This is a genomic window from Xanthomonas sp. GW (genome assembly GCF_014236815.1).
GTDB lineage: Bacteria > Pseudomonadota > Gammaproteobacteria > Xanthomonadales > Xanthomonadaceae > Xanthomonas_A.
Genome location: NZ_CP051189.1, coordinates 946,755 through 967,638 on the forward strand (window position 1 = coordinate 946,755; position 20,884 = coordinate 967,638).

Here is a 20,884-nt window from a genome sequence, read left to right on the forward strand (position 1 = left end):
CTCCTCATCATTCAATGGGTCGACGCGGCGCGCGAGCGTTGCGCTGCGTGCCGGCTCTGCCTGTTGCCTTACTGCCTGCTGTGCTGATGCCTGCTGTGCTGCTGCGTGCGGTGATGCGGGGTGTGGCTGGCTGCAATCTCCCGCCCGAGGGCGGCCGGTTCTTTCGCTTATGCGTGCAATGCCAGGCGCAGCGTTCTGCCGTGGTACGGGACGCGGTGCGTCGAGCTGTCGAGCTGGAAACAATGCGGATGCGGCGGGGTGGCGCTGGCTAGGGCGATGCCGGCCGCTGCGGCGTGCACCAGTACCGGCGCGCCGACCCCGATGGCGCACAGGGCGCGCAACGGCGTCGGGTGTTGCAACGGCGTGCCGAGTGCGGCACACGATTCGTGCGTACGGACCATTGCGATCACATGCCTCCCATGCCCCGCTTTTGCGCCGCGTATGCGCGGCCCCACCCCCGTGTGTGCCGATTCTTACGAGGCTATGACAACGATGTCAAGTCTTGTCCGGGAAATTTGTCTGGTGCTGGTTTCGCGCTGCGTCACCCAGGCCTGCGCTTGGCCGCGGTCGCCTGGAAACGCTGAAAGACAGCTGCATCAACGGGTTATGCGGAACGCCGGGGCGGCGGTGGCGGCGCGCAAATGAGAACGCGGCGCAATCATGTCGCGACGCACAAAATTGGTCTCATTCGTAGAATTGGTGCGTCATAGGTATCGTGACAACGATACGTGAAATTGAACCCATACAAAATATTTTAAATCTTCAAGTTTCTGATAATAAATGATATTTTTCGAAATCCACGACAAGTCCAGACGCCATTTGCCGATTGTGCGTATTGCGGCGTTGACACAATCTTTCTAAGACCATAAGAATCGAGGCGCCTGGAATTGGTCTTTGCCAATTCGGGTCGATCAGCCAGCAGCATGCAATCGCCCGCTCCGGGGTAGGGACGGGGACGCGCCTTCCGCAACACGAGGCGCAGCAACAGACAGCACGTTCCATCGACTCCGTGCCCGCACGGACGGCATCGCCCTGCGCGTCGCGTCGGGCGCAATGGAGGGTGCTGCCTGCCGATCGCTGCCGCTGGATGTCAGACGTGCCGTGCCGACCAGCCATCAACCAGGATTAGCCCAATGCCACATGCCGCCCGCTCCCGTCCGCACTGTTGTTCCATGTCCGTCCTCGCCAGCGCCATCGCGTTCGGCCTGCTCAGTGCCGGAGCGCAGGCGCAGCAAGCGCCCGCATCCGATGCGATCTCCCAGCTCGACACGGTCACCGTCACCAGCTCCTATCAGAAGAGCCTGATCACCGCGCTGGACAACAAGCGCGAAGATGCGCGCATGACCGACGGCATCTCTTCCGAAGACATCGGCAAGTTCCCGGCCGAGAACATCGCCGAGGCGATCCAGCGCATTCCCGGCGTGCAGATCTCCACCATCAACGGCCGCGGCTCGACCATCAGCATCCGCGGCCTGGGCCCGCAGTATTCGGCCACCACGATCAACGGCCAGACCATCAAGAGCGCCGATTTCACCGACGGTTTCCGCTACGACATCATCCAGCCGGAAGTGGCCGCGGCGATCGAGGTGATCAAGTCGCCGTCGGCGGACATGGATGCCGGCGGGCTGTCGGGCACGGTCAACATCGAGACCACCAAGCCGCTGGATTACAAGGAGCGCAAGCTGCTGCTGTCGGCGAAGGAGCAGTACTCCGAATTCGCCGGTGGCGCGCCGACGCCGAAGGCGGTGCTCACCTACATCGACCAGTTCCAGCTCGCCGATGGCGGCCAACTGGGCGTGTTCGTCAACGCCGGCTACCAGAAGCTCAAGGACCGTGCCGACTACCTGTGGATCGACCGCTGGTTCACCCAGGACACTGACGACGGCACCTTGTACATCCCGCGCCGTCCGCGCTACCGCTCGATCGAGCGCGAGACCGACCGCAAGATGCTCACCGCCGGGCTGCAGTGGAAACCGAACGACCGGCTGGAGATGAATCTGACTGCGCTGTATTCGCAGGACAAGACCGACAACGACATGAACCAGTTGGTCTATTCCTTCGAACGCAATTCCCTGAACGTGCTGGAGACCGACGGCCTGACCGCGACCAAGGTGTCGGCGTCCAACTACTGGCTGGAGAACAACCGCCAGCTCGAGCGCCACGATCTCACCTCGCAGTTGCTGACCTGGGACGCGAAGTGGAAGGGCGATGCGTGGACCTTCAGCGGCGTGGCCAACTACACCGAAGGCAAGACCGACGAGGACGAGCGCGCGGTGATCCTCGGCCGCAAGCCGTCGGCGACGCTGTTCGACATGTCCAATCCCGGCGCGATCTCGCTGACCACCGATGCCGACGCCAACGACGCCAGCGCCTGGAACCAGGCCAACCTGGTGCGCGACGAATACCCCAACGGCGCGATCACCAAGCTCAGCAACAAGGAATGGTCGCTGCAGTTCGATGCCGAGCGCTACGTCGGCGCCGGCTTCCTGGACTCGGTGAAGTTCGGCACCAAGTTCCGCCGCGAGACCTTCGACCGCAACGTCTGGCGCCGCGATTTCCTGTACCTGATCAACTCCGGTGCGGTGTCCGGCTACGCGATGTTCCCGGAACTGTCGGCGGCCAGTTCCAGCGTCAGCAACTTCCTCGACGGCAACCTGGCCTCGCAGGCCGACTGGGTGGCGCCGGACGTGTACGCCTACGCCGAGGCGCTGGCCGCCTCCGGCATCACCGTGCCGGTGCTGTTTGCGCCGCAGGCCAGCTATCACATCCGCAACGACATCTTCTCCGCCTACGCGTTGGCCAAGATCGACACCGAACTGGGCAGCATGCGCCTGCGCGGCAATGTCGGCGTGCGCTACGAGAACACCAAGCGCACCACCGACACCTACCTGACCACCGCCTCGCAGTACAGCGAGGACGCCAACGAGGTGATCGGCACTGAACGCGCGCCGTACGACTACCACAACTGGCTGCCGAGCCTGAACCTGGTGCTGGACATGCGCGAGGACCTGCTGCTGCGCTTCGCCGCCGGCAAGGTGCTGGTGCGGCCGATCCTGGACAGCAACACCGCCATCGCCAGCACCTTCTCCTCGGGCAGCAACACCGGCGGCACCACCACCTACGACGTGTCGCTGGGCCAGACCGACCTGAAGGCGCTGACCGCCAACCAGGCCGACCTCAGCCTGGAGTGGTACTACGGCCAAGGCGGCGGCCTGACCCTGGCCGGCTTCTGGAAGCAGGTCAAGAACGGGACCTTCAACAGCATCGTGTGCCCGACCACGTTCAACGGTGCGGCGCTGTCCAGCAACAGCTCCGGCGATTGCGTGGACGGCAGCGGCAACATCTACGAGATCACCGCCACCCGGAACGATCCGAGCAAGGTCAAGATCAAGGGCTACGAGCTGGGCTGGACGCAGTCGTTCGATGCGTGGCTGCCGATCCAGGGCTTCGGCCTGACCGCCAACTTCACCCGGGTACTCCCGCAGCGCGACACCGACTTCCAGATCCGCAATCTGTCGGAGAAGACCTGGAACGCCACCGGCTACTGGGAGAACGCGATGTTCTCCGCGCGGCTGTCGCTGAACCACCGCAGCGAGTACGAGCAGGACAGCAGCGACAGCTTCTTCGCCCGCGAAGGCCACACCATGAAGGCGCGCACCCAGCTCGACGCGGTGCTCGGCTACCAGGCTACCGACAAGCTCAGCTTCCAGCTCGGCGGACTCAACCTGACCGACAAGAAGGAAGAGGCGTACAAGGACATCAGCGACCGCTGGCAGATGACCGGCGTCACCGGCCGCAGCTTCTACGTGTCGATGCAGTGGGACATCCTGTGACGGCGGTGCGGTCGCTTGCAGGCTAGTCCGCAGCCTGCCCGGCGCCGCGCTGGCGCCGGGCATGGCAACGTGGCCTCTCCCGATCGCATTCACAGGTTCTAGGGCAAGCGCATGCAACGACGAGAATTCCTGGCGGGCGGCGCGGGCGCCGGCCTGCTGCTGGCGGCGCCGCAGTTGAGTTGGGCGGGCAGCGCGGCGGATGCCGGCATGGCCGCTGGCGCGACCGGCACTGCCGCCGCGGCAGTGCCGGCGTTGACGCTGGCGGTCGATCCCGGCCTGTTGTGCCTGGACGAAGGCTGGCGCTTCCACGAAGGCGACATCCCGTTTCCGCCGGTCGTCGGCCAGGACGCCAGCTACGACAACGCCAAGGCCGGCAAGGCCTGGGGCGCGGCTGCGGGCGATTTCGACGACAGCCAATGGCGGCAACTGCGGCTGCCGCACGATTTCGCCATCGAGCAACCGATCGAGGCCAGCGCCAACGTGGCGCAGGGCTACCGCCGCCGCGGCATCGCCTGGTACCGGCGCAGCCTGCGGCTGGACGAGGCGCAGCGCGGCAAGGCGTTGGAGCTGCGGTTCGACGGCATTTCCAGCCGTGCCACGGTGTGGGTCAACGGCTTGCTGATGGCGCGCAGTTGGAGCGGCTACGACGGGTTCGCCATCGATCTGAGCGCGATCGCGCGCTACGGCCAGGATCTCAACAGCATCGCGGTGCGTGTGGATGCCGAGGCGATGGACGGCTGGTGGTACGAAGGCGCGGGCATCTACCGGCACACCTGGCTGGCGGTACGCGATGCGCTGCATATCGTCGGCGATGGCGTGCACGCGGTGCCGCGGATCGGCGACGGCGAACGTTGGACGCTGCCGGTTGCGGTCACCGTCGCCAATGCCGGCGAGCAGGCCGACGCGGCGCTGCTGGAGGTGGCGCTGTACGACGCGCATGGCACGCTGATGGCGCAGGGCAGCAGCACGCTACAGGTGGGCGCGCTGGCGCAGGCGGTGGCGCAGGTCGAACTGCAGGTGCGGCAGCCGCAGCGCTGGGACGTGGCCGCACCGCATCTGTACCGGGTCGTGGCGGTGCTGCGCAGCGCCGGCCGCGAGCGCGACCGCCGCGAATGCGCGATCGGTTTCCGCACGCTGCGCTTCGATGCGCAGCAGGGCTTCTTCCTCAACGAGCGGCCGCTGAAGATCAAGGGCGCCTGCCTGCACCAGGACCATGCCGGAGTCGGCGTGGCGATGCCCGACAGCCTGCTGGAGTTCCGCATCCGTCGGCTCAAGCAACTGGGCTGCAATGCGATCCGCCTGCACCACGCGGTGGCCAGCGAACTGCTCGACGTGTGCGATCGCCTTGGCATGCTGGTGATGGCCGAGAACCGGGTGTTCAATCCGGCGCCGGACTACGCCGCGCAGTTGCGCTGGCTGGTGCGCCGCGACCGCAACCGCGCCTGCGTGTTCCTGTGGTCGGTATTCAACGAGGAACCGATGCAGGGCACTGCTGCCGGCTACCAGATGGTGCGTCGCGCAGTGGCGCTGGTGCGCGAACTGGACGACAGCCGTCCGGTGACCGCGGCGATGAACGACGGCATGCTGACCCAGCGCAATGCCGCCGATGCGGTGGACGTGGTCGGCTTCAACTACCGCCAGTTCAACTACGACCGGGTGCGCGCGGCGATGCCGCACAAGCCGCTGCTGTCCAGCGAGGACACCAGCGCGTTCCAGACCCGCGGCGCCTGGTTCACCGACATGGAAGCGCACGTCATCGCCGAGGACGATTCGGTCGCCGCGCCGTGGGGCAACACCCATCGCACGTCCTGGAAGCTGATCGACGAGCGTCCGTATCTGGCCGGCGGTTTCGTCTGGACCGGGTTCGACTACCGCGGCGAGCCGACCCCGTTCGAATGGCCGTCGGTGTCCTCGTTCTTCGGCATCATGGATCTGTGCGGTTTTCCGAAGGGCGCCTACTGGCTGCGCCAGGCGCAGTGGATCGACGACGCGCCGGTGCTGCAGCTGTTGCCGCACTGGAACTGGCCGGGCCGCGAAGGCACGCCGATCAAGGTGATGGCGTTCTGCAATGCGCAGCAGGTGGAGCTGTGGCTCAACGGGCAATCGCAGGGACGGCAGGCGGTGGACCGGATCGAGATGAACGCCTGGCAGGTGACGTACGTGCCGGGCGTGCTGGAGGCAGTGGCCTATCGCGATGGTCGCGAAGTGGCGCGGCAGCGGGTACAGACGGTCGGCGCGGCGGTCGCGCTGCGGCTGACCGCGGACCGCGCGCGGATGCGCGGCGATGGCCGCGATGCGCAGCCGATCACCCTGGAAGCGGTGGACGCGCAGGGCCGCCACGTGCCGTTCGCCGATGCGCAGATCGCGCTGCAGGTCGAAGGCGGGCGCCTGCTCGGCGTCGGCAACGGCGATCCGAACCGGCATGCGGCCGACAACGTGCCGCAGGTGCAGTTGTTCAACGGCCTGGCGCAGGCCATCGTCGAGGCCGGCAGCGGCCAGCGCCGGCTGCGCATCGAGGCGCGCGCGCCCGGGCTGCGGTCTGCGCAGGTCACGATCGGCCTGGATGCGGTGGCGGTGCCGCCGTCGCTGCCACCGGCCGCTGCGGCGATGGTGGTGCCCGGCTGGCGGCGCACGCTGCCGTTCGCCGCGCCGCCGGATCCGGCGCTGCCGCGCGCGCCCAACGACAACAACAGCTGGAGCTTCTGCCAGCCGGGAAATCTGGAAACGCGTGCCGAGCGCGATGGCTATGTGCTGTACCGCACCGCGTTCACGCCGTGGGCCGGGATCCAGCAGCGCGGCGGCGTGCTGCGGTTGGGTCGCGCGACCGGCGCGGCGCAGGTGTATCTGGACCGGAAACTGGTTGCCCGCGTGGCCGCGGGGCAGCATGCGCACCTGCGCTTGCCGCCTGCGGACGGCGAACGCGTGCTGGCGGTGGTGATGCAGGTGACGGCCGGAATGCCTTTCGGCTTCGACGATGTCGCGATAGTGGAGTATTGACCGAATGAAGCGAGTTTTCCGCCATGCCTTCCCGCACGCGCGTGCCTGGATGCGCGTCGTGCGTGCGTTGCCGATTTCCGGGCAAGCCGTGTTGCTGCTGGCCTGCATGCTGCTGGCGCCGGCCGCGGTTGCGGCACCAGTTCAGGACACGCAGGGCGACGCCGCACGCGGCGTGCTGCTGCGTACGCTCGGCCCGCGCGCCGCCGCGCTGACCTTGCAACGGCAGCCGCGCGGCAACGGCAACGACTGGTACCAGGTCGGGGCCGATGCGGGCACGCTGCGCGTGTCCGGTTCCTCGGAAGTGGCGCTGGCGCATGGCGCATACAGCTATCTGCAATCGATCGGCGCCGCCTCGGTGAGCTGGGAGGGCAGCCGGGTCGCGTTGCCTGCGGCCTATGCCGATTTCAGCGGGCAGCGCGTGGTCACGCCGTTCGCCTATCGCGCCTATCTCAATGTCTGCACCTACGGCTACACCACGCCGTGGTGGGACTGGGCGCGCTGGGAGCGCGAGATCGACTGGATGGCGCTGCACGGCATCGACATGCCGCTGGCGATGGAAGGCCAGGACTACGTGTGGCAGGCGCTGTGGCGCGAGTTCGGGGTGAGCGACGCGGATCTGGCGCAGTATTTCTCCGGCCCGGCGTTCGCGCCGTGGCAGCGCATGGGCAATATCGAAGGCTACGACGCGCCGTTGCCGCAGCAGTGGATCGAGGACAAGCACGCGCTGCAGCAGCGCATCCTGCAGCGCATGCGCGCGCTGGGCATGAAGCCGGTGCTGCCGGCCTTCGCCGGCTACGTGCCGAAGGCGTTCGCGCAGGCGCATCCGCAGGCGCGCATCTACCGCATGCGCGCCTGGGAAGGCTTCCACGAAACCTATTGGCTGGATCCGGCCGATCCGTTGTTCGCCAAGATCGCGCAGCGTTTCATCCAGCTCTACGACCGCACCTACGGCAAGGGCACCTATTACCTGGCCGATGCGTTCAACGAAATGCTGCCGCCGATCGCCGCCGACGGCAGCGACGCGCGCCTGGCCAGCTACGGCGACAGCACCGCCAACACCGCCAAGACTGCGCCGCCCGAGGTGTCGCCGGCGCAGCGCGACAAGCGCCTGGCCGATTACGGCCGCGCGCTGTACGAATCGATCCATCGCGCCAATCCCGACGCGGTGTGGGTGATGCAGGGCTGGCTGTTCGGCGCCGATCGCCATTTCTGGACGCCGCAGGCGATCGCCGCGTTCCTGCGCGAGGTGCCCAACGACAAGCTGCTGGTGCTGGACATCGGCAACGATCGCTATCCGGGCACCTGGAAACTGTCCGACGCGTTCGACGGCAAGCAGTGGATCTACGGCTACGTGCACAACTACGGCGGCAGCAATCCGGTGTACGGCGACCTGGCGTTCTACCGCGACGACCTGCGCGGGCTGCTCGCCGACAAGGACAAGCAGCAACTGGTCGGCTTCGGCGCGTTCCCCGAAGGCCTGCACAACAACTCGGTGGTCTACGAATACATGTACGCGCTGGCCTGGGGTGGGCAGGAGCGTTCGCTGCAGGACTGGCTCGGCGACTACACCCGCGCCCGCTATGGACACACTTCGCCGGCATTGCGCGCGGCCTGGGACGATCTGCAGGCCTCGGTGCTGTCCACCCGCTACTGGACGCCGCGCTGGTGGCGCAGCCGGGCTGGCGCCTACCTGCTGTTCAAGCGGCCGACGCTGGACATCGGCGAATTCGAAGGCGCCCCCGGCGATCCGCCGCGCCTGCGCCGCGCGCTGGACCAGTTGCTGGCGCTGGCGCCGGAGTACGCCGACGCGCCGTTGTACCGCTACGACCTGGTCGACTTCGCCCGCCACTACGCCACCGGCCGCGTGGACGCGCAGTTGCAGCAGGCGGTGGCCGCCTACAAGCGCGGCGACGTCGCCGCCGGCGATGCCGCCTTCGCCCGTGTGCAGGCGGCGGTGCAGCAGCTCGACGGCCTGGTCGGCGGCCAGCAGGAAACCCTGTCGAGCTGGCTCGGCGATGCCGAAGGTTATGCGAAGACGCCGCAGGACGCGGCCTACTACCGGCGCGACGCCAAGGCGCAGGTCAGCGTGTGGGGCGGCGAGGGCAATCTCGGCGACTACGCGTCCAAGGCCTGGCAGGGCATGTACGCCGACTACTACCTGCCGCGCTGGGCGCTGGCGATGCAGGCGTTGCGGTCGGCGGCGGTCGGCGGCGGCAGCGTGGACGAGGCGGCGCTGCAGCAGCGGCTGCGCACCTGGGAGCGGGACTGGGTGCAGCGCGAGACACCCTACACGCGGCAAGCCCCAGCCGACCCGGTCGCCGCGGTGCGCACCCTGCTGCAACAGGTGGATGCCCGATGAGCGCCGCTTCCGTGAGCATCCCCGCCATGGCGCCGTCGCGCGAACGCTTCCTGTCGCTGGACGTGTTTCGCGGCCTGACCATCTTCCTGATGATCCTGGTCAACACGCCCGGTGCGGGCGCCGATGCGTTCGTGCAGTTGCGGCACACGCCGTGGTTCGGCTTCACCGCCGCCGACCTGGTGTTCCCGTCGTTCCTGTTCGCGGTCGGCAATGCGATGAGCTTCGCGCTGGACCGCGGCCAGCCGCTCGGCGCGTTCCTGCGCCGGGTAGGCAAGCGCAGCGCGCTGATCTTCCTGCTCGGCTTCCTGATGTACTGGTTTCCGTTCGTGCACCAGGGCGCCGACGGCAGCTGGAGCTTCACCGCGATCGACCAGACCCGGGTGCCCGGCGTGCTGCAGCGCATTGCGCTGTGCTACGCGCTGGGGGCGCTGCTGTGCCGCTGGCTGCCGCCGCGCGGGCTGCTGGCCGCCTGCGTCGCGCTGCTGCTCGGCTACTGGGCGGCGCTGTACCTGTGGGGTCAGCCGGGCGCGGAACTGAGCAAGCTCGGCAACGCCGGCACGCGCCTGGACCTGTGGCTGCTGGATCCGGCGCAGCTGTACCGCAAGGACGGCGGCTTCGATCCGGAAGGCCTGCTCGGCACGCTGCCGGCCACGGTGAATGTCATCGCCGGCTATCTGACCGGCCTGTACGTGCGCCGTGTCGGCAAGCAGGCACGCACGGTGCGCTGGCTGCTGCTGGCCGGCATCGCGCTGGCGCTGCTGGCCCTGGCCTGGCAGCCGTGGTTCCCGCTGGCCAAGAAGCTGTGGACCAGCTCGTTCGTGCTGCTGACCGTGGGCCTGGACCTGTTGCTACTGGGCGCGCTGCTGTGGGCGATCGAGGTACGCCAGTGGCGGGCCGGCAGCGGCTTCTTCACCGTGCTCGGGCGCAATCCGTTGGCGATCTACCTGTTCTCCGAACTGTTCGTGATCAGCCTGCGGCTGGTTCCGGCCGGCGCCAGTGGAATGGACCTGTACCAATGGGTGGGTATCGCGGTGTTCCAGCGTCTGCTGCCGGGACCCTGGGGCAGCCTGGCCTGCGCGCTGGCCTACACCCTGCTGTGCTGGGCGATGGGCTGGTGGATGGACCGGCGGCGGCTGTACCTGCGGCTCTGACCCGGCGTGCACAGGCCGCAGATTGGTACTATATTGGACATAATGAATCCATACGGTCCGGAGGGAGCACGATGACCAAGCCCAAGCCGGAAGCCGACCCCAGACTGGCAGGCTTGGCCGTGGACCCGAGCGCGCCGACCCCGCTGTACCTGCAGCTGGCGAGCAAGCTGGTCGAGGCCATCAAGGGCGGCCAATGGAAGCCGGGCGAGGCCCTGCCTGCCGAGCGCCAGCTGTGCGAGCAACTGCAGGTGTCGCGGGTGACCCTGCGCCAGGCGGTGGACGCGCTGGTCGAACAGGGCCTGGTCTCGCGCCGGCAGGGGGCCGGCACCTTCATCACCTCGCACATCCAGCACCAGCTCAGTGGTCTGGCCAGCTTCAGCGAGACCCTGCGCATGAAGGGCCTGGAACCGGGCACGCGCTGGCTGGAGCGGCGCGTACGCCCGGCGCACGGCGAAGAGATCCTGCGCCTGGGCCTGTCGCCCGATACCGTGGTGGCGTCGCTGACCCGCCTGCGCAGCGCCGACGGCCGGGTCATGGCCTACGAGAAAGCGGTGCTGCCGCAGCGCACCGTGCCCGATCCGCTGGCCATCGGCGATTCGCTGTACGCCTACCTGGACGCGCAGGGCACCCCGGTGGTGCGCGCGCTGCAGTACTTCCGTGCGATCAACCTGCCGGCGCGGCTGGCCGGGCACCTGGGCATGAAGGAAGGCGAAGCGATCTTGCACGTGGTGCGGGTCGGCTACACCCGCGACGGCAGCGCGATCGAGCTGACCGACACCTATTGCCACAACGACTATTACGACTTCGTCGCCGAGCTGCGACGCTGATCGACCGACCCACGCGCCTTTCCGGAGCCCGCCCGCCCATGACCACCGCACGGCCTGCCAGTCCCTTCGCCTCGATCGCCATCGTCGGGCTGCTGTTCTTCATCATCGGCTTCTTCACCTGGATCAACGGCCCGCTGATCACCTTCGTGCGGCTGGCGTTCGACCTCAACGAGGTCAACGCGTTCCTGGTGCTGATGGTGTTCTACCTGTCGTACTTCTTCCTGGCGCTGCCGTCGTCGTGGATCCTCAAGCGCACCGGCATGAAGAAGGGCCTGGCGCTGAGCCTGGTGGTGATGGCGGTGGGCGCGGCGGCGTTCGGCCAGTTCGCCACGCAGCGTTTCTATGCAGGCGCGCTGACCGGTCTGTTCGTGATCGGCAGCGGCCTGGCCCTGCTGCAGACCGCGATCAACCCGTACATCAGCATCCTCGGCCCGATCGAGAGCGCGGCGCGGCGCATCGCGATGATGGGCATCTGCAACAAGATCGCCGGCATCCTGGCGCCGTTCCTGATCGGCACGCTGGTGCTGCACGGCGTTGGCGACCTGGCCACGCAGGTGCAGGCCGCCGATCCGGTGGCCAAGGAAGCGCTGCTCACCGCGTTCGCCGCCAAGATCCACCTGCCGTACCTGGTGATGGCCGGCGTGCTGGTGGTGGTGGCGATCGGCGTGCTGTTCTCGCCGCTGCCGGAACTGAAGGCGTCGGAAGTCAATGCCACGCCGGTCGGCGCCGGCAGCACCGCGCAGAAGACCAGCATCTTCCAGTTCCCGCACCTGTGGCTGGGCGTGCTGTGCCTGTTCGTGTACGTGGGCGTGGAAGTGATGGCCGGCGATGCGATCGGCACCTACGGCAACGGTTTCCACCTGCCGCTGGACGAGACCAAGCTGTTCACCTCCTACACCCTGGCGGCGATGCTGGCCGGCTACGTGGCCGGCCTGCTGCTGATCCCGACGCTGATCTCGCAGGCGCGCTACCTGAGCGTGTCGGCAGTGCTGGGCGTGCTGTTCTCGGCCGGTGCCTACTTCACCCACGGCTACGTGTCGGTGGGCTTCGTCGCCGCGCTCGGCTTCGCCAACGCGATGATGTGGCCGGCGATCTTCCCGCTGGCGATCAAGGGCCTGGGCCGCCACACCGAGATCGGTTCGGCCTTGCTGGTGATGGGCATCGCCGGCGGCGCGATCATCCCGCAGCTGTTCGCGGTGCTGAAGCAGCACTTCGACTTCCAGCTGGTGTTCCTGCTGCTGATGGTGCCGTGCTACCTGTACATCCTGTTCTACTCCCTGGTCGGCCACCGCGCCGGTCAAGCCTCCGCCCGCGCGTGATCGCGCATCATGGGCGTACTTCCCGACGTGCAGGACCGCAGTATGCGTAGACCCACCATCAAAGATGTCGCCGAACGGGCGCGGGTATCGTTGAAGACCGTGTCGCGGGTCATCAACAACGAGCCGTCGGTGATGCAGGCCACGCGCGCGCGCGTGCTGCACGCCATCGCCGAGCTGGACTACGAACCGGATCCGTCGGCGCGCAACCTGCGCAGCGGCACGCCGTTCGTGATCGGGCTGGTGTACGACAACCCCAACCCGTACCACATCATCGGCGTGCAGAACGGCGTGCTGGCGGCGTGCCGCGAGACCGGCTTCGGCCTGCAGATCCATCCCTGCGATTCGACCTCGCCGATGCTGGCCGAGGAACTGGCCGAATGGACCCAGCGCTCGCGCCTGGCCGGGCTGGTGCTGACCGCGCCGATGTCCGAGCGCGCCGAACTGGTCGCGGCGCTGACCGCGCGCGGGATCAAGACCGTGCGCATCATCGCCGCCACCGAAGATCCCAAGGACGGCCCCTGCGTCTACGTCGACGACCGCGATGCCGCCTACGAGGTCACCGAACACCTGATCCAGCTCGGCCACCAGCGCATCGGCTTCCTGTGGGGCGGCACCTCGCACCGCTCCAGCGGCGAGCGCTACGCCGGCTACGAGGCGGCGCTGAAGGACTACGGCATCACCCTGGACAAGCACCTGGTGGTGCCCGGCGACTACACCTTCGACGATGGCTTCCGCGGCGCGCGGCGATTGCTGGCGCTGCGCGAGCCGCCGACCGCGATCTTCGGTTCCAACGACGAGATCGCCGCCGGCGTGCTCGCCGCGGCCAAGTCGGCGGGCATGAACGTGCCCTACGACCTGTCCATCGCCGGCTTCGAGGACAGCCCGTTCTCGCGCCAGTCGTGGCCGGCGCTGACCACCGCCAAGCAGGCCACCGAAGACATCGCGCGCCACGCCGCACGGCTGCTGATCAGCCAGCTGCGCAGCGACGCCTACGAAGACCATCCGGCACCGATGCACAACCAAGGCTTCGTGCCGCAGCTGGTGGTGCGCGGCTCCACCGCGCCGATGCAGCCGCATTCCCGCCGCTCTCCTTCCCCCGATCCCACATGACCCTGCCCATGGCACTGCCCACCGAAACCGAAACCCTGATGTTCCGCGAAGCCGCGGAAACCGCCGACGTCGTCGCCGCGCAGTTCGCGCGCAACCATGCCGTGGTCAGCGCGCTGGCCGCTTCGCTGCGCGCCGATCCGCCGCCGTTCGTGGTCACCTGCGCGCGCGGCAGTTCCGACCATGCCGCGACCTACGCCAAGTACCTGTTCGAGACCCAGCTCGGCGTCGTCACCGCCTCGGCCTCGCCGTCGGTGGGCTCGGTGTACGCCTCGCCGCTGCAGTTGCGCGGTGCGCTGTACGTGGTGATCTCGCAGTCCGGTAAAAGTCCCGATCTGCTGCGCAACGCCGAGGCGGCCAAGGCCGCCGGTGCGCGCGTGGTGGCGCTGGTCAATGTCGAGGATTCGCCGCTGGCGCAGCTGGCCGACACGGTGATCGCACTCGGCGCCGGCCCGGAGAAGAGCGTGGCCGCGACCAAGAGCTACCTGGCCTCGCTGGCGGCGATCCTGCAGCTCGGCGCGCACTGGAAGAACGATGCGACGCTGCTCGCCGCGCTCGATGCGCTGCCGCAGGCGCTGCGCGCCGCGTGGCAGGCCGATTGGCGCCCGCTCACCGAAGGCCTGGTCGATGCGCACAACCTGTTCGTGCTCGGCCGCGGCCTGGGCCTGGCCGCGGCGCAGGAAGCGGCGCTGAAGTTCAAGGAAACCTGCGGCCTGCATGCCGAGGCCTACAGCTCGGCGGAAGTGAAGCACGGGCCGATGGCGCTGGTCGGCCCCGGCTTCCCGGTGCTGGCCTTCGCCCAGCCGGACGAAACCGGCGCCGGCACCAGCAGCCTGGCCGAGGAATTCCGCGGCCGCGGTGCGCAGGTGTGGCTGGCCAGCGCCGACGGCGATCTGCCGCTGGTCGCCGCGCCGCATCCGGTGTGCGCGCCGCTGCTGACCATCCAGAGTTTCTACCGCGCGATCAACGCGCTGGCGCTGCGCCGCGGCTACAACCCGGACCTGCCGCCGCATCTGAACAAAGTGACGGAGACGGTGTAATGACGACGACGGCGCTGCGCAATGCGCGTGTGCTCGGTGCGGACGGATTCCTCGATGGGGTGAGCGTGCTGCTGCAGGACGGGCGCATCGCCGCGCTGCTCGACGACGGCGACGCGCGCGTGGCTGCGGCGACGACGCAGCTGGACCTCGGCGGCGGCACGCTGCTGCCGGGTTTCATCGATGTGCAGGTCAACGGCGGCGGCGGCGTGCTGTTCAACAACAGCACCGACGTCGCCGCGCTGCGCCGCATCGGCCAGGCGCATCGCCGCTACGGCACCACCGGCTATCTGCCGACGCTGATCAGCGACGATGTCGAGGTGATGCGTGCGGCGATCGCCGCGACCCGCCAGGCCATCGCCGAGGGCGTGCCGGGCGTGCTCGGCATCCACCTGGAAGGGCCGTACCTGGCGCCGGCGCGCAAGGGCACCCACAACGTGGACAAGTTCCGCGTGCCCGACGCCGCCGAACTGGCGCTGGCGACCTCGCTGGACAACGGCGTCACCCTGATCACGCTGGCGCCGGAACGGCTGCCGGTCGACAGCATCCGCGCGCTGGCCGCTGCCGGCGCGCGCGTGTTCGCCGGCCACACCGCCGGCAGCTACGACGAGATCCGCGCCGGCCTGGAGGCCGGCGTGTGCGGTTTCACCCATCTGTACAACGCGATGTCGCCGCTGCAGGGACGCGATCCCGGCGCGGTCGGCGCCGCGCTGGAAGACCGTCACGCCTGGTGTGGGCTGATCGTCGACGGCGTGCACGTGCATCCGGCCAGCCTGCGCGTGGCGCTGGCGGCCAAGCCGCGCGGCACGCTGTTCCTGGTCACCGACGCGATGCCGATGGTCGGCGCCGACAGCCCCAGCTTCGACCTGTACGGCGAAACCATCACCGAGGTGGACGGCGTGGTGCGCAACGCGGCCGGCGCCCTGGCCGGCTCGGCGCTGGACATGGCCAGTGCGGTCCGCAACAGCGTGCAGTGGCTGGGCGTGAGCCTGGACGAAGCCGCACGCATGGCTTCGCTGTACCCGGCGCAATGCCTGGGCCTGGACGATCGCTACGGACGCATCGCGCCCGGCTACCAGGCCGACCTGGTGCTGCTCGACGACGCGCTGCAGGTGCGGCAGACCTGGATCGCGGGGGCGGTGGAATAATCGGCGGCGTTGCCGATCGTGCGCCGCGCGCGTCCGCCCTCGCGCAAGCCGGTGGCGTTCGTCGCCGGCGTGCTGGCGATTTCGATCCAGTTGTGGGAGCGACTTCAGTCGCGACGCGCTGCACCGTGAATGCCGATCGCACCCAAGCGAAAGCCCTCTAGCCTGAGCCGATGCCTACCGCCGGTTCCGACCTGTTCGCCTTGCCGCTGCACGACGGCCTGCACCGGCTGACGTTGCGCGACGGCCGCGACGCGATCTGCAAACGCCGCCGCGCGATGCCGGCCGATTTCTTCGCTGCCGAGGTGCGCGGCCTGGAAGCGCTACGCGTTGTCGGTGGTCTGCGCGTGCCGCAGGTATACGCGCAAGGCGAAGACTGGCTGTTGCTCGAAGACCTGGGCGCGGCAGCGCCGCATCCGCACTTCGCCCGGCTCGCCGGCGAGGGCCTGGCACGCCAGCACCACGTACGCGGCGGCCACTTCGGTTTCGACCACGACGGCTACATCGGCGACAGCCCGCAGAACAACCGTACCGACTGCGACGGCCATCGCTTCTTCGTCGAACGGCGGCTGCGCCCGCAGGCGGAGCGCGCACTGCGCAACGCAGCGCTGAGCCCTGCCGACATGGCGCGTCTCGAACGCCTGTACGCACGCCTGTCGCAGCTGATCCCGGCGCAGCCACCGGTGCTGCTGCACGGCGATCTATGGCAGGGCAACCTGCACTGCGCCGGCGACGGCCTGCCGGCGCTGATCGACGCCGGCGCGGCGCACTACGGCTGGGCCGAGGCCGAATTGGCGATGCTGACGCTGTTCGGCGAACCCGATCCGCAACTGCTGCGCAACTACGCCGAGCACGCGCCGTTGGCGAACGACTGGCGCGAACGCGCGCCGCTGTACAACCTCTACCACCTGCTCAATCACCTCAACCTGTTCGGCGGCGGCTATCTGCGAGCGGTGCGTGCGGTGCTGGCGCGGTATTGATGGCCGCGGTGCGTGCGGCTGGCGAATTCGACCAAGACATCTGCGACGGCGGTTTGTTGTAGGAGCGGCTTCAGCCGCGACAGATATCCCGAGCGACCTGTTGCCGATCGAGATCGCCGACGACCTGTCGCGGCTGAAGCCGCTCCTAACAGGGTTTTCAGAATCACGGAACGAGCGCCTGGGCCAAGCTGCGAGATATGTGTGGCGTGAGGCCCGGCCGCGTCAGTCCGCAGGCGTGCCGCGCGCCGCCGCGATCGCCTTGATCCGCGCCTTCGCCAGCGCCTCGCCGATCTGCGGGCCGCTCAGGTCCTGCGCGGCCAGGTCGCGGGCGTTGACCGCCAGCGCCGCGGCGTGCAGGCGCTGCAGTTCGCGGCCCTGCGGATAGTCGGCGTCCTCGCTGCCGAGGCGGCCGCGCTTGTCGGCTTCGCACACCAGCGCCAGCTGCGCGATGCGTTCGGGCTTGCGGAAGCCGTCGCAGCGCTGCAGCAGTTCGTGCACGGTGCGGTCGCGCAGTTCGGCCAGGCGATGCACGTTCAAGTGCTCGCGGCAGGCGATCTCGGCCAGCTGGCGGTGTTCCTGCGGCAGCTTCAGGCGTTCGCACAGCGCACGCAGCGGGCCCACGCCGCGCTGCTCGTGCATCACGTGCCGCGGCCACTCCGCTTGCGGCGTCAGCGCCTTGCCCAGGTCGTGGGTCAGCGCGGCGAAGCCGATCAGCGCATCGCCCGGCGCCAGCCGCGCGGCCATGTCGCTGACCAGTTCCTGGTGGCGGCCGGTATCGATCTCGGGATGGTATTCGGCGCGCTGCGGCACGCCGTACAGCGCGTCCAGTTCCGGCAGCACGCTGCGCAGCGCGTCGGCATCGTGCAGCGTGCGCAGGAATGCCGACGGCTGCGCCGAGGCGAGGCTGCGGCGCAATTCCTGCCACACACGCTCGGGCACCAGCGTGTCCAGCTCGCCGCTGGCCGCCATCTCGCGCATCAGCGCCAGCGTTTCCGGCGCCACGCTGAAACCGAGCGGCGCCAGCCGCGCCATGAAGCGCGCCGCGCGCAGCACGCGCAGCGGATCTTCGCCGAAGGCCGGGCCGATGTGGCGCAGCACGCGTTGCTCAATGTCGCGCACGCCGCCATACGGATCCACCAGCGCGCCGCTGTCCTCGTCGCGGGCGATCGCGTTGATGGTGAAGTCGCGCCGCTGCAGGTCCTCTTCCAGCGTCACCGACGGGTCGGCGTCGACCACGAAGCCGTGGTAGCCGCGCCCGGACTTGCGTTCGGTGCGCGCCAGTGCGTATTCCTCGCCGCTGTGCGGATGCAGGAACACCGGGAAATCGCGGCCGACCTGCTTGTAGCCCTGGTCCAGCATCTGCTGCGGCGTGGCGCCGACCACCACCCAGTCGCGGTCGCCGGGCTGTTGCCCGAGCAGGCTGTCGCGGACGGCGCCGCCGACGAGGTAGATGTTCATTGGCCGGGATTCGGGAGTGGGGATTCGGGATTGGCAAGAGCGGGGTCGCCGCGTCTGAAGCCGCAACGGCATGCGGACGCCAGTTTCGGCACGATCTCGCGCGGTGCGCCGTTGCGATTCTCCATTCCCTATTCCCGATTACCGGCCGCGGAAGCGGCCCCACACACGAACTTCTTGCGCGGCGCGTCCAGCTTGCCGAGCATGCGGTCGCTGACCGGCAGCGCGTCGCCGTTGAGGCGCCAGTCGTAGATCACGCTGAAGGCGAGGATGCGCGCCACGTACTCGCGGGTTTCCTTGTAGCTGATCGTCTCGATCCAGAAGTCGGCGTCGTGGCCGGGGCGCTGGGTCTGCCAGCGCGCCGCCGGGCCGGGGCCGGCGTTGTAGGCGGCGATGGTCAGGTACGGCAGGCCGTAGGTGTTCAACAGCTGGCGCAGGTAGGCGGTGCCGATGGCGATGTTGGTGTCCGGGTCGTACAGGCTGGCGGCGCCGCCGTAACCGGCCAGGCCGAGGTTCCTGGCCACGCTGGCGCCTGTGGCCGGCAATACCTGCATCAGGCCCATCGCATTGGCCGGCGAACGCGCGTTCGGATTGAAGATGCTCTCGGCGCGGATCTCGGCGGCGACCCAGGCCGGGTCGATCGCGTTCTTGCCCGCTTCGCGGCGGATGCTGGCGTCGTGGTGCAGCGGGAAGCGCAGCGAGTACAGGCGCTGCTCGTCGGGCAGCTTGCCCAGCGCGAACACCGCGCGATCGAACCAGCCGTTGTCGCGCGCCACTTCCACCGCGATGCGCCGCTGGCTGTCGTCGAAGCGGGTCAGCGCGTCGTTCCATTCGGCCACCGCCCAGGCCGCGCGGTCGATCTTGAACAGTTCCAGCGCACGCACCAGCGCCGGATCGCGGGCGACCGCGGCTTGCGCCTGGGCGCTGTCGTTGGGTTCCCACGGACACAGCGCGTAGGGCTGCTTGAGCCGGTCGGCGGCCATGAAGCCGTGGAAGGTGGCGGACTTGGCGGCCTCGCGGTACAGCCGCTGCGCTTCGCCGGGATTGCCGGTCTTCTCCGCCAGCCGCGCCTCGAAATACTGCCAGCGCGAATCGTTGCGCTGCGCCGGCGCCATCTTGCGGATCGCCGCCAGTGCCGCCGGCCAGTCGCCGCGCGCCATCGCCTCGCGCGTGCGCCACTCGTGCAGGCGTTCGTCGTAGGCGGACTCGGGCACGGCGTTGAGCCGGCGCGCCGAATCCGGGCCGTACGAGGCCACCGTCCACAACGCGATCTGGTACAGCACCTCGCCGCGCTGCGCTTCGCTCAGCTGCAGCGCCTGGGCGAATTGCGGCAACTGCCGCTCGGCCGCGTCCGGATCGGTCTTGGCCAGTTTCTCCAGGCCGTCCACCGCCACCTTGCGGCTACGCTCGGTCTTCGGCCAGGTCAGCGCGCGCGTATGCACCGCGTCCAGGAACGCCGCGTAGTCGTTGGCCAGGGCCAGTTCGGCGGCGGGCAGGCCGCGCGCGGCGCTGCGCATCACTGCCGGTTGCTGCGCATCGGCCGCCGCTTCCACGCGCGTCCAGCGCAACGCGTCGGTCATGCCGCCGCGTGCCTGCAGCACCGCGAACACCGCGTCGCAGGCGTCGGGCAGCGACTTGCCGTTGCTGCGCCACAGCGTCTGCGCCTCGTCGACCCATTGCGCGTCGGCGCGGCCGGTGGCCTGGCGCGCGTTGAGCTGGGCGCAGCGCAGGCCGGTGTTGTCGGTGGGCTTCCAGTTGGCCAGCAGCGCCGGCCAGTCCTGGCGCCGCGCCAGCGCGGGCAGCCACAGCGTGCGGAAGCTCTCGGCCACCGGCTGCCCGGCGTAGCGCTTGAGGAAATCCTGCGCCTGCGCATCGGAGACGCGGTCGATGCTGCGGCGTAGGTTGGCGTATTCGAGCCATCCGTACAGCGGGTTCTGTTTGAATGCGGCCGCTTGCGCGGGATCGAATTGGCCGCGCTCGGCGGCGTCGATCGCCGCGCGCAGGGCGGGACGCTGGGCGTCCAGGGTCTGGGCTAGGGCAGGGACGGGGCCGCACAACGCGGCGGCGAGCAGCAGGAGAGACGTGCGCAATTTCATGCGCGGGACTATACCGAACGCCGATGAATCGGCGCGGCAAGGGCGCTGCGCCGACGGCGAAGCGGGCGCAGCGGGGCAGGGGTATGCGTAGGTTGCGCCGTGGCCCGCCGCAGCCTGCGCAGCGCTGTCGGGCGCGGCATGGGCGTTGGTTGGATCGGGCGTCAGCTGCGCTTGGCGTGCCGATGCATTGGGCTGTCGCCATGGGCTTTGCTTGCCGCACGCTTTGCGCTGCTTCGAGCCGTGTCCGCCGCGTACCGTCGAAGGTCGCGATGCGGTGCCGCGACCGGACGCAATGTCGCGATGCGTGCGGCCATGTCGCGTCGCCCGCATGGTCCGCGCAGCGGCTGTGCCGGCAAGAACACCGCGCACGTGTTCCCCGCATTTCGCCGAACCGGCCGTCGTGGTCTGCGTGCCGTTGTCTTCCACCATGTCCCGGTACTCGCTCGCCTGGCGCGCGCTGTCCCGCGCAGCCGGGATGCGAGTCCGGATCGACTGCCGCTATGTCTACGAAATCGTCCAGTCGGTCCACGACTGTCCGAATCGCGGTCCGATTGCTTGCTTAGGGTTTACGTTTTGTT

Annotated in this window: 13 protein-coding genes; 10 read left to right on the forward strand and 3 right to left on the reverse strand. The window is 68.8% G+C overall.

What is annotated here, in order from left to right:
* Positions 1 to 167: 167 nt before the first annotated feature.
* On the reverse strand, positions 168 to 401 hold the full coding sequence (locus HEP73_RS04065; RefSeq protein WP_185822212.1) for a hypothetical protein: 234 nt from the start codon (positions 399 to 401) through the stop codon (positions 168 to 170).
* A gap of 723 nt (positions 402 to 1,124) precedes the next feature.
* Here HEP73_RS04065 and HEP73_RS04070 point away from each other — a divergent pair.
* The 10 genes from HEP73_RS04070 to HEP73_RS04115 all read left to right on the forward strand — a co-directional run bounded on the left by HEP73_RS04070 (position 1,125) and on the right by HEP73_RS04115 (position 16,755).
* Entirely contained in the window at positions 1,125 to 3,833 is a 2,709-nt protein-coding gene (locus tag HEP73_RS04070) for a TonB-dependent receptor (RefSeq protein ID WP_185823290.1), read from the forward strand.
* A 111-nt stretch (positions 3,834 to 3,944) separates the two neighbouring features.
* Entirely contained in the window at positions 3,945 to 6,830 is a 2,886-nt protein-coding gene (gene galA / locus HEP73_RS04075; RefSeq protein WP_185822213.1) for a beta-galactosidase GalA, read from the forward strand.
* 106 nt (positions 6,831 to 6,936) lie between these two features.
* Entirely contained in the window at positions 6,937 to 9,189 is a 2,253-nt protein-coding gene (locus tag HEP73_RS04080; protein WP_255423762.1) for an alpha-N-acetylglucosaminidase, read from the forward strand.
* A complete protein-coding gene (locus tag HEP73_RS04085; RefSeq protein ID WP_185822215.1) occupies positions 9,186 to 10,340 on the forward strand; it encodes an acyltransferase family protein in 1,155 nt (384 codons plus the stop codon). The genes HEP73_RS04080 and HEP73_RS04085 overlap by 4 nt, the downstream gene beginning before the upstream one ends.
* Before the next feature lie 104 nt (positions 10,341 to 10,444).
* A complete protein-coding gene (locus tag HEP73_RS04090) occupies positions 10,445 to 11,167 on the forward strand; it encodes a GntR family transcriptional regulator (protein WP_179568040.1) in 723 nt (240 codons plus the stop codon).
* A 38-nt stretch (positions 11,168 to 11,205) separates the two neighbouring features.
* On the forward strand, positions 11,206 to 12,486 hold the full coding sequence (locus HEP73_RS04095) for a sugar MFS transporter (protein ID WP_185822216.1): 1,281 nt from the start codon (positions 11,206 to 11,208) through the stop codon (positions 12,484 to 12,486).
* A gap of 42 nt (positions 12,487 to 12,528) precedes the next feature.
* On the forward strand, positions 12,529 to 13,596 hold the full coding sequence (locus HEP73_RS04100; RefSeq protein ID WP_058360639.1) for a LacI family DNA-binding transcriptional regulator: 1,068 nt from the start codon (positions 12,529 to 12,531) through the stop codon (positions 13,594 to 13,596).
* Positions 13,597 to 13,604: 8 nt separating this feature from the next.
* Positions 13,605 to 14,633: an SIS domain-containing protein gene (locus tag HEP73_RS04105; protein WP_185823291.1), complete on the forward strand. Its 1,029-nt coding sequence runs from the start codon at positions 13,605 to 13,607 to the stop codon at positions 14,631 to 14,633.
* Positions 14,633 to 15,778: an N-acetylglucosamine-6-phosphate deacetylase gene (nagA, locus tag HEP73_RS04110; RefSeq protein ID WP_185822217.1), complete on the forward strand. Its 1,146-nt coding sequence runs from the start codon at positions 14,633 to 14,635 to the stop codon at positions 15,776 to 15,778. Before HEP73_RS04105 ends, nagA begins: the two co-directional genes overlap by 1 nt.
* A gap of 170 nt (positions 15,779 to 15,948) precedes the next feature.
* Positions 15,949 to 16,755, forward strand: a complete 807-nt coding sequence (locus HEP73_RS04115) for a fructosamine kinase family protein (RefSeq protein ID WP_185822218.1) — start codon at positions 15,949 to 15,951, stop codon at positions 16,753 to 16,755.
* A gap of 222 nt (positions 16,756 to 16,977) precedes the next feature.
* On the opposite strand, the gene HEP73_RS04120 is transcribed toward HEP73_RS04115, so the two are convergent.
* Positions 16,978 to 18,213, reverse strand: coding sequence for a multifunctional CCA addition/repair protein (locus tag HEP73_RS04120; protein ID WP_185822219.1), 1,236 nt, complete (start codon positions 18,211 to 18,213; stop codon positions 16,978 to 16,980).
* A 128-nt stretch (positions 18,214 to 18,341) separates the two neighbouring features.
* A complete protein-coding gene (locus HEP73_RS04125) occupies positions 18,342 to 20,306 on the reverse strand; it encodes a transglycosylase SLT domain-containing protein (protein WP_185822220.1) in 1,965 nt (654 codons plus the stop codon).
* Positions 20,307 to 20,884 lie beyond the last annotated feature (578 nt).

What these genes read in the sequence shown, in the direction of transcription:
- HEP73_RS04095 (WP_185822216.1), top strand. Translation starts at nt 11,206, where the DNA reads ATGACCACCGCACGGCCTGCCAGTCCCTTCGCCTCGATCGCCATCGTC.
- HEP73_RS04100 (WP_058360639.1), top strand. Translation starts at nt 12,529, where the DNA reads ATGCGTAGACCCACCATCAAAGATGTCGCCGAACGGGCGCGGGTATCG.
- nagA (WP_185822217.1), top strand. Translation starts at nt 14,633, where the DNA reads ATGACGACGACGGCGCTGCGCAATGCGCGTGTGCTCGGTGCGGACGGA.
- HEP73_RS04125 (WP_185822220.1), bottom strand. Translation starts at nt 20,306, where the DNA reads ATGAAATTGCGCACGTCTCTCCTGCTGCTCGCCGCCGCGTTGTGCGGC.
- HEP73_RS04065 (WP_185822212.1), bottom strand. Translation starts at nt 401, where the DNA reads ATGGTCCGTACGCACGAATCGTGTGCCGCACTCGGCACGCCGTTGCAA.
- galA (WP_185822213.1), top strand. Translation starts at nt 3,945, where the DNA reads ATGCAACGACGAGAATTCCTGGCGGGCGGCGCGGGCGCCGGCCTGCTG.
- HEP73_RS04105 (WP_185823291.1), top strand. Translation starts at nt 13,605, where the DNA reads ATGGCACTGCCCACCGAAACCGAAACCCTGATGTTCCGCGAAGCCGCG.
- HEP73_RS04085 (WP_185822215.1), top strand. Translation starts at nt 9,186, where the DNA reads ATGAGCGCCGCTTCCGTGAGCATCCCCGCCATGGCGCCGTCGCGCGAA.
- HEP73_RS04080 (WP_255423762.1), top strand. Translation starts at nt 6,937, where the DNA reads ATGCTGCTGGCGCCGGCCGCGGTTGCGGCACCAGTTCAGGACACGCAG.
- HEP73_RS04120 (WP_185822219.1), bottom strand. Translation starts at nt 18,213, where the DNA reads ATGAACATCTACCTCGTCGGCGGCGCCGTCCGCGACAGCCTGCTCGGG.
- HEP73_RS04115 (WP_185822218.1), top strand. Translation starts at nt 15,949, where the DNA reads ATGCCTACCGCCGGTTCCGACCTGTTCGCCTTGCCGCTGCACGACGGC.